Raw genomic sequence first — 11,117 nt, forward strand, 5'->3', positions numbered from 1 at the left:
GGAACCTGCATGGACCTCGTACTCGATCTGCTCGCCACTGTTTCGCGCTGGAGCCGCAGCAATCTTTCGGAAATCGCCCTGGCCCTGGTGGGCTGCCTGCTGGTGCTGTTCGGTGCAGATATCAAAGGCTGGGTCGAGCAACGGGTCGGCAGCATGAGCAGTGCCATTCGTGTGCCATTGATCGCCCTGGCCTGCACCATCGGCAGCGGTGCGGCGCTGATCTACGCCACCCCCTGGGTGGTCAAGGGACTCAGCCAGTTCAATAACTACAGCCTGGCGCCGGTGCTGCTGGTGGTGCTGGTGCTGATCGGGGTGATTGCCGATCGCAAGTGACGCGGCCCGGTTGTATCGACAACTGCTATGATGGCCATCGCCCTGCATGCCTCAAGGACGTCCGACCCATGCCCCATACCATCCTGCTCCACGCCAAGGATTACCCCAGTGCCCCCTGGAAGAACGGCGGCGGTACGACGATGGAAATCGCCCGTGACGCCGGGCAGGCACTCGATGACTTTGGCTGGCGCCTGTCGCTGGCCGATGTGCAAAACAGTGGCGATTTTTCTGTTTTTGCTGGCTATCAACGCATCATCACCGTGCTGCAAGGCGCTGGCATGAGCCTGACCATCGACGGCCAACCCAGCCGCCCGCTGAAAGTCTCCGACCCGCTGGCCTTCAGCGGTGACAGCCAGGTCAGCAGCACCTTGCTGGACGGTCCGATTCGCGACTTCAACCTGATCTACCACCCGCAACGCTACAACGCACGCCTGCACTGGCTGGACGTCATCCAGCCGCAACGGCTGTTCAGCTCAGCCAGCGTGGTATTGCTGTTCAGTGCCGCGCAACAAGTTGCAATCAGCATCAATGACGGGCTCTGGGAAATTCTCGGCCAACATGACTGCCTGCGCGCCGACAACCCCGGCGGCTTGCTGGAAATCGAACTGCAGGCGCCCGGCCCAAGCCGCTGCTGCCTGATCGAGCTGTCTGCTATCGGCGCACAATAAACGCGCTTTAACGATTTACAGGAAATCCAATGACTCACTTTCCGCGCCAGGAATCACCCCGCGCCCTCGCCCTGCTGCGTAATTTTCTGCATTCCGAAGCCGCTGGCGGCATCGTCCTGATGCTCGCTGCACTGGCGGCGCTGATCGTCGCCAACAGTCCGCTGGCCGACCGTTACTTCGCAGCCTTGCATACCGTCTGGCTAGGCTTGTCGCTGGAGCTGTGGATCAACGACGGCTTGATGGCGGTGTTCTTCCTGATGGTCGGCCTGGAGATCAAGCGCGAAGTGCTGGCCGGCGGCCTGTCAACCTGGGAGCAACGCGCCCTGCCCGGCTTTGCCGCTGCCGGTGGCATGCTGGTACCGGCACTGCTTTATCTGGCAGTGAACTGGAGCAACCCGCAAACCCTCAGTGGCTGGGCGATCCCGGCAGCCACCGACATCGCCTTCGCGCTGGGCGTGCTGTCGTTGCTGGGCAAACGGGTGCCGACTTCGCTGAAAGTTTTTCTGGCCGCCCTGGCGATCCTCGATGACCTGGGCGCAGTGACCATCATCGCCCTGTTCTACAGCTCGGGCCTGAACATCCCCATGCTGCTCGCCGCATTCGCCACGCTGGCGGTGCTGGTGATCATGAACCGCTTGCAGGTCAAACGCCTGCTGCCCTACCTGCTGCTGGGCGTATTGCTGTGGGTGTTCGTACTCAAGTCCGGCGTGCATGCCACGCTGGCGGGTGTGGCGCTGGCACTGTGCATCCCGCTGGGCAGCGAGAAGGACGAAAGCCAGTCGCCGCTATTGCTGCTCGAAGAGAAGCTGCACGGCTGGGTGGCGTTCGCCATCGTGCCGATCTTCGGCTTTGCTAATGCCGGTGTATCGCTGGCAGGGATCAGCGCCGACAACCTGGTCGACCCGGTGCCGCTGGGGGTGGCGCTGGGGTTATTCGTCGGCAAGCAGGTCGGCGTGTTCCTCGCGGCCGTGCTGGCGATCCGCGCCGGGCTGGCCGTCTTGCCGCAGGGTAGCAACTGGCTGCAGGTGTATGGTGTGGCGGTACTGTGTGGCATCGGTTTCACCATGAGCCTGTTCATCGGCAACCTGGCCTTCCCCGGTGCGCCGCATCTGGTCGATGAAGTAAAAGTCGGCGTGCTGATCGGCTCGGGGCTGTCGGCCGTGCTCGGCATGCTGCTGTTGCGGGCCGCACCGCAGCGAAGCTGACACGCTTTTCACCTGCGCCTGACCATCGTGCTACGTCAGGCTCATTAATGTAGTGCTCATGAACCACTGGAGAGTGTCATGAGCACGCCATCAAGCATTGAACCAGGCCTTGACCATCATGCGGTCGGCCATCATCTGACTGTTGCGCATACCAGCCTGTCCACACGCCTGGTGCGGTGGCGTGAAGAACAACTTGCGCGCAAGGCTCTGCACTGGGCTGACGATCCAGGACTGGTGCTCGATTTACCCTGTGATGCCGGGCGTTTCTGGCAGGTACTGGCAGAAAAAACCTCACGCATCATCGTCGCCGCCGACCAGAGTGCCGACACCATCCACGCGGCCTGTAGCAGCCACGAGCCAGCGTTGGTACAGCGCATCATGCCCTTGCAGACCACCGTGCTGGACATCGACCTGCCGGACAACTGTGTTGACTGCATCTTCTGCATGGATCTGTTCGCGCAGGTGCGCGACTCGATGCTGCGAATGGAGCTGCTGCAGGAATTCCATCGCGTCACCCGCGAGACCGTGATTGTCTCGGTCTGCATCGACGGCAACCTGTCGGCCTGGCAGCAACGCTTTTTCCCTGACCGCGAGGCAGAAGCCGACGATTACGTTGCCATGCCCGGCGCCCGGATCGAAAAAGAGTTTCGCGCAGCCGGTTTTCACATCCTGCAACGCCTGGATTTCGCCCCGCTGTTGTCGATGCGCAGCGTGTACATACTGCAAAAAGAGCATGCCGACGGCGCGTGATGTTTTTTTCACAAGCACTTCACCGACCCGGTACCTGCGGGTTCTTAAAGTGCGGCCAGCCTCGCTGACGCGCAACCGCGCCAGCTCACAATCATCAGTGCGGAGCACCCCGTGGCCCTGACCCTCGACACCCCCCTGACCCCATCGCTCGCGCCCCGCAGCCTGTTGCGCAAACTCGCCCGCAGCGTTGCCTTTGCGATACTGCTGATCATGACTGCAGCCGCTGGCTGGTACCTGAGCCTCAATCGGGTCACCGACCTTGGCAAAGATAATCAACTGGTCAACTCCGGGGCCCTTGCCCAATGGCAGCAAGGCAATGTAATCGTGCTGATTCGCCATGCCGAGCGCTGCGACCAGTCCAGCAACGCTTGCCTGGGTCCGCCCGACGGCATCACCCTGGCCGGCACCCAGGTGGCTCAGGGTGTGGGCATTGGCCTTGAGAAGCTGGGCCTGGCCGATGCCCAGGTGCTGGCCAGCCCATTGACCCGCACCCGCCAGACCGCCTCGTTCATCTTTGGCCGGGAAATTCCCACCGCCAGCTGGGTCGGGAACTGCGACGCCGGGTTTGCTGGCAGCCTGATGACCCAAAAAACCCGCCATCGCAATATGGTGCTGGTGACCCACAGCGGCTGTATCGACCACCTGCTGCGCAAACTCCACGTGCAGCCAGGCGAGCGCGATAGCGATTACACCGAAGCGCTGCTGGTGTCAGTCAATGGTCAGGGCAAACCACACCTGCTGGGTTCGATGAAAGCTGACCAGTGGCAAAAGCTGTCCGTATTCCAGGAGTGAGCCATGCCCGCCCGCCACCCTTCGCTGAGCATCTCGGTGCTACTGGCCGTATTGACGTTCCTGGCCTTCGACCTTACCGACCTGGACCAGGCCATCAGTAATCTGTTTTACGACCCGGCCACACAGACCTTCGTGTTCGAACACAACCTGCTGTTCGAACGCATTACCCATCAATGGGCGCGGGCGATTCCAGGCTTGTTCACCAGTGCGGCAATCGTTGCGCTGCTGCTGGCGGGTGCCTGGTGGCTGCTAAACCGCCGCCCCGATAACCGCGTGCTGCGTCTGACCCGTAAAGCACGCCTGGCCGCAGTGCTGGAATGGTCGCACCGTCATGCTCGCGACAGTCTGTATTTCCTGTTCGCTTTCGCTCTGAGTGCAACGGCCGTCCATTACCTCAAAAGCCACACCAGCGTGTACTGTCCGGTGGAAACCACCCTGTATGGCGGCAAGCAGCAGCACTACCTGTGGTTTGCCAACTTCAGCCTGTTCGATAAGGCCGGCCCCGGTCGCTGCTGGCCGGGTGGCCATGCCAGCGGGGCGTTCAGCCTGATGGCGTTGTACTTCATTGCCCGGCGGTATCAGTGGCAACACGCACGCAAGGTCCTGATCACAACCCTGGCGCTGGGCCTGGTATTCGGCACCACCCGGGTGCTGCAGGGCTGGCACTACCTGTCACACACCTTCTGGGCCGGGCTGGTGGTGTGGTGGTGTTGCGCACTCATGGCCCGCAGCGTTTATCGTCAAATCCCGGATGAGCAGCGCCCGCCAGCGCTTGAATCACTGCCAACCCAACAGCATTAGCCAGCCGAAAAATATTTTTTCGCCACTGCATCCAGATCGTCTCCCCGCGGGTAGTACTTCATAGCAGCCCTTGAGTTGCTGAGCGCGGTTCAACTTTCTGGAGATTTCTGCATGAACGCAAAACGCTTGCTCTGCCTGGCCGGAACCACTCTGGCGCTGACTTGCCTGGCACCGGGCGCCTTCGCCCAGTCCGATCTGCCCGAAAGCGTGCGGGTGCCGGCCGGCAACAAGGTCAGCCTGCACACCACCGGCGTCGGTGAAATTACCTACGAATGCAAGGCCAAAGCCAATGCCGCCAACGAGCTGGAATGGACCTTCGTCGGTCCCAAGGCGGTACTCAATGACAAGAGCGGCAAGGCGGTCGGCAGCTACTACGGCCCGCCCGCCACCTGGGAAGCCAAAGACGGCTCGAAACTGACCGGCACCCAGGTCGCGGTCGCGCCATCGAGCGCGGGTAACCTGCCTTATCAACTGGTCAAGGCCAACCCGGCTGAAGGCAAAGGCACCCTGACCGGCACCACCTATATCCAGCGCGTGGCGCTCAAGGGCGGCGTGGCCCCGGCCAAAGCCTGCAACGAGAGCAACAAGGGCGCCAAGGAAGTGGTCAAGTACCAGGCCGATTATGTTTTCTGGGCTGCCAACTAACCGCCAGCCGGTGTGGTATATGCTGCTGCACTGGCAGCCTCGTTCGAGGTCGCAGTAATCCTCAGATGGTGGATCGACTTTGACCTCGTACGAATCGCAGTTTGATTATCAAGCCGCCCTGCAGGCCTGCGCGCGTGGCGAGCGTGGGGCCTTGCAGCGCCTTTATCATCAGGAAAGCGCCCGCTTGCTGGGCGTTGTCCTGCGCATCGTGCGTGACCGCGCGCAGGCAGAAGATATCGTGCATGACGCGTTCATCAGAATCTGGGCTCAGGCCCACCGGTTCGATCCGCAGCGTGGTTCGGCCCGTGGCTGGATCTTTACCCTGACCCGCCGTCTGGCGCTTAACCATATCCGCAACAGCGCGCGTGAAGTGGCGCTGGAGGAAGATCAAGTGCATGGCCTGGCGGCACAGGAGGCTGAAGCGTTCGACTGGCAGGTCAATCCGGGACGCCTCCAGCATTGTCTGGAACAGCTCGACCCGGTGCGGCGCAACTGTATCTGTCACGCCTATGTCGACGGCTACACCCACCAACAGATCGCCCGGCAGGTCGGCGCGCCGCTGGGCACCGTCAAGGCCTGGATCAAGCGCAGCCTGGCGGCCTTGCGGGAGTGCCTGGGATGACTTCAACTGCTGATCGCGATCTTCATGAGCTGGCTGGCGAATATGTGCTCGGCACCCTGTCTGCCAGCGAACGGGCCGAGGTCGAACAGCGCCTGGCGGTCGAGCCGGATTTGCAAGCCGCGGTCGATGCCTGGGAAGCCCGGCTGCTGCCATTGACCGAACTGTGCGAGCCGGTACAGCCATCTGCCGGACTGTGGTCGCGCATCGAACAGTCGCTGGCCGAACCGCTGCGCAGTGCCGAGCGCGCCCGGCGCTGGTGGGACAGCCTGGGGCTGTGGCGCGGCCTGGCCGGTGCCGGGCTGGCGGCCTCGCTGGTGCTGGGCAGCCTGCTGCTGATGCAGCCACCGCTCAGCCAGCCCTCGTATGTGGTGGTGCTGGTCGCACCGCAAGACAAGGCGCCGGGCTGGGTGGTGCAGACCCGCGACAGCCGCCAGATCCAGTTGATTCCGCTGAGCGTCAGTGAAGTCCCCAGCGACAAGGCGCTGGAGTTCTGGACCAAGGGCGATGACTGGCAAGGCCCGGTCTCGCTGGGCCTGGTCAAACCTGGCCAGACGCTGCATGTACCGCTCGACAAACTGCCGCCACTGCAACCCAACCAGTTGTTCGAGCTGACCCTGGAAAGCGCCAACGGCTCATCGACCGGCAAACCGACCGGGCCGATCCAGTTCATTGGGCGGGCAGTAAAAGTGATCTGAGCAATCGCGCAAAACGCTTACGGCATTCTTGCCGTAGAATGGCGGGCTTGCCTGTCAGGGGCAGTTTTTTGCGCACAGCTGTGCAGTCACTTGCCACACCAGTAATGAATTGGACCAGAAATGACGTCAACAGATGGTTTGAAACGTGGGTTATCCGCCCGCCATATCCGCTTCATGGCTCTGGGCTCTGCCATCGGCACAGGGCTGTTCTATGGCTCGGCGGCCGCCATCCAGCAAGCCGGCCCGGCGGTACTGCTGGCCTACCTGATCGGTGGTGCGGCGGTGTTCATGGTCATGCGCGCACTGGGTGAAATGGCCGTTCATGACCCGGTATCCGGCTCGTTCAGCCACTACGCCAGCCGCTATCTGGGCCCGTTGCCAGGCTTTGTGCTGGGTTGGACTTATGCCTTCGAGATGATCATCGTCTGCCTTGCCGACGTGACCGCATTCGGTATCTACATGGGCTTCTGGTTCCCGGAGGTGCCGCGCTGGATCTGGGTGTTGTCGATTGTGTTCTTCATCGGCGCGCTGAACCTGTGCAACGTCAAGGTGTTCGGTGAGGCCGAGTTCTGGCTGTCATTGCTCAAGGTCAGCGCCATCATCGGCATGATCGTCGGCGGCGCGGGGATCATGCTGTTCGGTATCGGTAGTGCGACCGGCGGTGAGGTGTCCACCGGGATCAGCAACCTATGGGAACACGGCGGCTTCATGCCCAATGGCGTGGCCGGGCTGATCGCCTCGCTGGCAGTGGTGATGTTCGCCTTCGGCGGCATCGAGATCATCGGCATCACCGCCGGTGAAGCCAAGGACCCGAAACGCAGCCTGCCGCAGGCGATCAACGCGGTGCCGCTGCGGATCCTGCTGTTCTATGTACTGACCTTGTTTGTGGTGATGTGCCTGTTCCCATGGCCGCAGATCGGTACCCAGGGCAGCCCGTTCGTGCAGATTTTCAATAATCTGGGTATGCCTGCGGCAGCCACGGTGTTGAATATCGTGGTGATTTCGGCTGCAGTGTCGGCGATCAACAGCGATATTTTCGGTGCCGGACGGATGATGTACGGCATGGCCAAAGAAGGTCAGGCGCCAGAGAGCTTTGCCAAGCTGTCGAAACAGGGCGTGCCGTGGATGACGGTGCTGGTGATGGGGATCACCTTGCTGGGGGGTGTGGTGCTCAATTACCTGATTCCCAAGGATGTGTTCCTGCTTATCGCGTCGCTGGCTACGTTCGCCACGGTCTGGGTATGGCTGATGATTCTGCTCACTCAGGTGGCCATGCGTCGTTCAATGAATGCCGATGAGGTCAGCAAGCTGCAGTTCCCGGTGCCGTTCTGGCCTTGGGGTCCGGCGGCGGCGATTGTGTTCATGGTGTTCATCTTTGGTGTATTGGGCTGGTTCCCGAACAGCCGCGCGGCATTGATGGTAGGTGCGGTATGGGTGGTGTTGCTGGTGCTGGCTTATTACATCTGGGTACAGCCGAACACAGATGCCGGGAAAGGCAAAACCCTGTAGGAGCGGCCGGGCTTTAATCCGCTTCAGCCGCAAAGACCTTGCCCAGCGAGACCGGCACATTCACAGCATCTGCTGCGAATGTGCCGCCGCCTTCGCCAGCAAGCTGGCTCCCACCGGGGTATGCAGTTACGGATACGTTGTAGCTGTAAGTCTGCGATTGCATAGCGTGTCATTAGAGCCTGCTCATTTTTTGAGCAAGCGCAATCCATTGAATACCACCAGCAAGCTTACCCCCATGTCGGCGAACACGGCCATCCACATGGTGGCCATGCCGGTGAAGGTGATAGCCAGGAAGATCAGTTTGGTCACCAGTGCCAGGGCGATGTTCTGGCGCAGGATGGCTGAGGTGTCGCGGGACAGGCGGATGAAGGCCGGGATTTTGCGCAGGTCGTCGTCCATCAGCGCGACATCGGCGGTTTCGATGGCGGTGTCAGTGCCGGCGGCGGCCATGGCGAAACCGATTTCGGCACGCGCCAGGGCCGGGGCGTCGTTAATGCCGTCGCCGACCATGCCAACCCGGTGCTGGTTGGCGTACAGCGCTTCAATGGCTTGCAGTTTGTCGGCCGGCAGCAGATTGCCGCGGGCCTGGTCGATGCCAACCTGATCGGCAATCGCACGGGCGGTGTACGGGTTATCACCGGTGAGCATCAGGGTCTTGATGCCCAGCTCATGCAGTTGCGCGATGGCTTCGCGGCTACTGTCCTTGACCGTGTCGGCCACCGCGAACAACGCCAGCGGGCCGTTTTCGTCGAGCAGCAGCACGACCGTCTTGCCCTGCGACTCCAGTGCATCGAGCCGTGCTTGCAACGCTGTTGAGCCCAGCCCCAACTCCTCCACCAGGCGGTGGTTGCCCAGGTGATAACGACGACCGTCGATGTCCCCGGCCACACCACGACCGCCCAGCGCTTCGAAGTTGCTGACTGGCGCCAGCGCCAGACTGCTATCGGCGGCCTGAGCGATGGCCAGCGACACCGGGTGGTCAGAGCGTGCCGCCAGGCTGGCGGCAATGGTTGGTGCGTTGCTGACCCGGCTGTCGAGTACCACACAGTCGGTCTGCACCGGCTTGCCATGGGTCAGGGTGCCGGTCTTGTCCAGGGCCAGGTAGTCGATCTGCCGGCCCATCTCCAGATACACCCCGCCCTTGATCAGGATGCCTTTACGCGCCGCCGCCGCCAGACCGCTGACAATACTCACCGGGGTGGAAATCACCAGTGCGCAAGGGCAGGCCACCACCAGCAGGACCAGCGCCCGATAGACCCAGTCGAACCACGCGCCGGCAAACAACAGCGGTGCGATCAAAGCCACCGCCAGCGCGGTGAGGAACACGGCCGGGGTGTAGATCCGCGAGAACTGGTCAACGAAACGCTGGGTCGGCGCACGGGCGCCTTGCGCTTGTTCCACGGCATGGATGATCCGCGCCAGGGTCGACTGACTGGCCGCAGCCGTCACCCGGTACTCCAAAGAACCTGCCTGGTTGATGGTGCCAGCGAACAGTTTGTCGCCCACGGTCTTTTCCACCGGCAGGCTTTCGCCGGTAATCGGCGCCTGATCAATGCTCGATTGCCCGCTGACCACTTCGCCGTCCAGGGCGATGCGCTCGCCGGGCCGCACCCGCAATAACGCTCCAGGCCCGATAGCCTTGGCTTCAAGCTCCAGCCAACTGCCATCGGCCTGCTGCACGGTGGCGGTTTCCGGAGTCAGTTGCATCAGACTGCTGATGGCGTTGCGCGCCCGGTCCAGCGAGCGCGCTTCGATCAGTTCGGCCACGGTAAACAGGAACATCACCATGGCTGCTTCCGGCCACTGGCCGATCAGCACCGCGCCGGTAACCGCGATGCTCATCAGCGCATTGATGTTCAGATTGAGGTTTTTCAGGGCAATCCAGCCCTTTTTATAGGTGCCCAGGCCACAACTGAGGATCGACACCAGCGCCAGCACGATCACCAGCCACTCCGGCCCTGCGCTGAAATGCACAAGCTCTGCGCCCAGTGCAGTCAGGCCCGACACGGTCAGCAGCTTCCAGGCGCTTTTTTTCGCTACCGTAGCAGCCTCTGGGCCCTCTTCGAGCGGCTGGGCCTGCATGCCCAGCGAGCCAATTGCGTCACGAATCGCGGCGGTGTCGGGCAACACATGCCAGACCCCGAGACGACGCTGCAGCAGATTGAATTCCAGCTTGTGAATCCCCTCCATTTTGCCCAGGCGATCCTGAATCAGGGTCTGTTCGGTGGGGCAGTCCATCTGCTCGATGCTGAACTGGCTCAACCGCGCCTCACCATCCGCCGCCGCGACCAGGGTCACCTGCGCCGGTGCCGCAGCACCGCCACAGCAGCCATGGGTGTGGGCGGGTTGCTCAGGTTGGTGATCGTCATGTTTATGCACAGGTGTAAGCCGGGTGATCTGCCCCATGGGTCCATCCTCCAAATCAAGATATTGCCAAGTGAACACCCTGTAGCCACTATAGGGTCAAGCACCTGCGCGGAATCCTGCTCATGAAAATCGGTGAACTGGCCAAACTGACCGACACCCAGGTCGAAACCGTCCGCTATTACGAACGCGAAGGCCTGCTGCCTGTGCCGTCGCGTACCGAAGGCAATTACCGGCTGTACACCCAGGCCCACGTCGAGCGCCTGAGCTTCATCCGCAATTGCCGCAGCCTGGACATGACCCTGGATGAAATCCGGCGCCTGCTGAACCTGCGCGACAGCCCGCAGGATCAGTGCGAGAGCGTCAATGCCCTGATCGACGAGCACATCGCCCACGTCGACGCGCGGGTCGCCAGCCTGCAGGCGCTGCAACAGCAGTTGCGTAACCTGCGCCAGCGCTGCAACGACAACGACCCGGACCACTGCGCGATTCTTGATCGCCTGGAAGTCACCGGCGCGGTGGCGGCGCCCGAGGGTGAGCCGTCACATGTCGGCAGAAGCCACGGGCACTAGTTGACATCCTCCCCGCCCTAAAGAGCGGGGATTCCTACAGCTAGACGGCGATGCCCCGCCGCGAGAATGTTCCGGGCCGCGTTTACATCACGGTCGTGGGCTGTACCGCAGCACACGCAAGTCCATTCTCTTATTCGCAAACCGGCTCTACCTTTCGGACT

The 11,117-nt window shown here is 62.0% G+C and carries 13 protein-coding genes; 11 read left to right on the forward strand and 2 right to left on the reverse strand.

Translation table 11 applies throughout. From position 1 onward, the window contains the following. Positions 1-9: 9 nt before the first annotated feature. From NRB16_RS18055 to NRB16_RS18100, 10 genes are all read left to right on the forward strand, one after another. Positions 10-333 (forward strand): DUF3392 domain-containing protein, encoded by a 324-nt coding sequence (locus NRB16_RS18055; RefSeq protein WP_045485905.1) that lies wholly within the window; start codon positions 10-12, stop codon positions 331-333. Between the two features lie 68 nt (positions 334-401). Then, a complete protein-coding gene (locus NRB16_RS18060) occupies positions 402-1,001 on the forward strand; it encodes a HutD family protein (RefSeq protein ID WP_257106603.1) in 600 nt (199 codons plus the stop codon). Between the two features lie 29 nt (positions 1,002-1,030). After that, positions 1,031-2,206, forward strand: a complete 1,176-nt coding sequence (gene nhaA, locus NRB16_RS18065; RefSeq protein ID WP_257106604.1) for a Na+/H+ antiporter NhaA — start codon at positions 1,031-1,033, stop codon at positions 2,204-2,206. A 78-nt stretch (positions 2,207-2,284) separates the two neighbouring features. After that, positions 2,285-2,956: a class I SAM-dependent methyltransferase gene (locus NRB16_RS18070; protein ID WP_257106605.1), complete on the forward strand. Its 672-nt coding sequence runs from the start codon at positions 2,285-2,287 to the stop codon at positions 2,954-2,956. A 111-nt stretch (positions 2,957-3,067) separates the two neighbouring features. After that, entirely contained in the window at positions 3,068-3,748 is a 681-nt protein-coding gene (locus tag NRB16_RS18075) for a histidine phosphatase family protein (protein ID WP_257106606.1), read from the forward strand. Positions 3,749-3,751: 3 nt separating this feature from the next. Further along, a complete protein-coding gene (locus NRB16_RS18080) occupies positions 3,752-4,549 on the forward strand; it encodes a phosphatase PAP2 family protein (protein ID WP_257106607.1) in 798 nt (265 codons plus the stop codon). A gap of 111 nt (positions 4,550-4,660) precedes the next feature. After that, complete coding sequence (locus tag NRB16_RS18085; RefSeq protein WP_045485894.1) at positions 4,661-5,194, forward strand: DUF3455 domain-containing protein; 534 nt, start codon at positions 4,661-4,663, stop codon at positions 5,192-5,194. Between the two features lie 79 nt (positions 5,195-5,273). Next, positions 5,274-5,816 (forward strand): sigma-70 family RNA polymerase sigma factor, encoded by a 543-nt coding sequence (locus tag NRB16_RS18090; RefSeq protein WP_253140730.1) that lies wholly within the window; start codon positions 5,274-5,276, stop codon positions 5,814-5,816. After that, positions 5,813-6,511: an anti-sigma factor domain-containing protein gene (locus NRB16_RS18095; RefSeq protein ID WP_253111894.1), complete on the forward strand. Its 699-nt coding sequence runs from the start codon at positions 5,813-5,815 to the stop codon at positions 6,509-6,511. The genes NRB16_RS18090 and NRB16_RS18095 overlap by 4 nt, the downstream gene beginning before the upstream one ends. A gap of 120 nt (positions 6,512-6,631) precedes the next feature. Then, positions 6,632-8,020 carry an amino acid permease gene (locus NRB16_RS18100; RefSeq protein WP_045485885.1) on the forward strand — a complete coding sequence of 463 codons (1,389 nt, stop codon included), beginning with the start codon at positions 6,632-6,634 and terminating at the stop codon, positions 8,018-8,020. 183 nt (positions 8,021-8,203) lie between these two features. Here NRB16_RS18100 and NRB16_RS18105 read toward each other — a convergent pair whose 3' ends face one another. Then, positions 8,204-10,426 (reverse strand): heavy metal translocating P-type ATPase, encoded by a 2,223-nt coding sequence (locus NRB16_RS18105; protein ID WP_257106608.1) that lies wholly within the window; start codon positions 10,424-10,426, stop codon positions 8,204-8,206. A gap of 83 nt (positions 10,427-10,509) precedes the next feature. Between NRB16_RS18105 and cadR the strand changes: the two genes are divergently transcribed. Next, a complete protein-coding gene (gene cadR / locus NRB16_RS18110) occupies positions 10,510-10,956 on the forward strand; it encodes a Cd(II)/Pb(II)-responsive transcriptional regulator (protein WP_045485879.1) in 447 nt (148 codons plus the stop codon). Between the two features lie 17 nt (positions 10,957-10,973). On the opposite strand, the gene NRB16_RS18115 is transcribed toward cadR, so the two are convergent. Then, entirely contained in the window at positions 10,974-11,096 is a 123-nt protein-coding gene (locus tag NRB16_RS18115; RefSeq protein ID WP_306456403.1) for a zinc ribbon domain-containing protein, read from the reverse strand. Between the last annotated feature and the right edge of the window lie 21 nt (positions 11,097-11,117).

Origin of the sequence: Pseudomonas sp. LJDD11, from assembly GCF_024584215.1 — a bacterium.
Classification (GTDB): domain Bacteria; phylum Pseudomonadota; class Gammaproteobacteria; order Pseudomonadales; family Pseudomonadaceae; genus Aquipseudomonas.

Bases quoted from the DNA above. Each gene is read 5' to 3' on its own strand.
- NRB16_RS18055 (WP_045485905.1), top strand. From the start codon at position 10: ATGGACCTCGTACTCGATCTGCTCGCCACTGTTTCGCGCTGGAGCCGC.
- NRB16_RS18060 (WP_257106603.1), top strand. From the start codon at position 402: ATGCCCCATACCATCCTGCTCCACGCCAAGGATTACCCCAGTGCCCCC.
- nhaA (WP_257106604.1), top strand. From the start codon at position 1,031: ATGACTCACTTTCCGCGCCAGGAATCACCCCGCGCCCTCGCCCTGCTG.
- NRB16_RS18070 (WP_257106605.1), top strand. From the start codon at position 2,285: ATGAGCACGCCATCAAGCATTGAACCAGGCCTTGACCATCATGCGGTC.
- NRB16_RS18080 (WP_257106607.1), top strand. From the start codon at position 3,752: ATGCCCGCCCGCCACCCTTCGCTGAGCATCTCGGTGCTACTGGCCGTA.
- NRB16_RS18085 (WP_045485894.1), top strand. From the start codon at position 4,661: ATGAACGCAAAACGCTTGCTCTGCCTGGCCGGAACCACTCTGGCGCTG.
- NRB16_RS18095 (WP_253111894.1), top strand. From the start codon at position 5,813: ATGACTTCAACTGCTGATCGCGATCTTCATGAGCTGGCTGGCGAATAT.
- NRB16_RS18100 (WP_045485885.1), top strand. From the start codon at position 6,632: ATGACGTCAACAGATGGTTTGAAACGTGGGTTATCCGCCCGCCATATC.
- NRB16_RS18105 (WP_257106608.1), bottom strand. From the start codon at position 10,426: ATGGGGCAGATCACCCGGCTTACACCTGTGCATAAACATGACGATCAC.
- cadR (WP_045485879.1), top strand. From the start codon at position 10,510: ATGAAAATCGGTGAACTGGCCAAACTGACCGACACCCAGGTCGAAACC.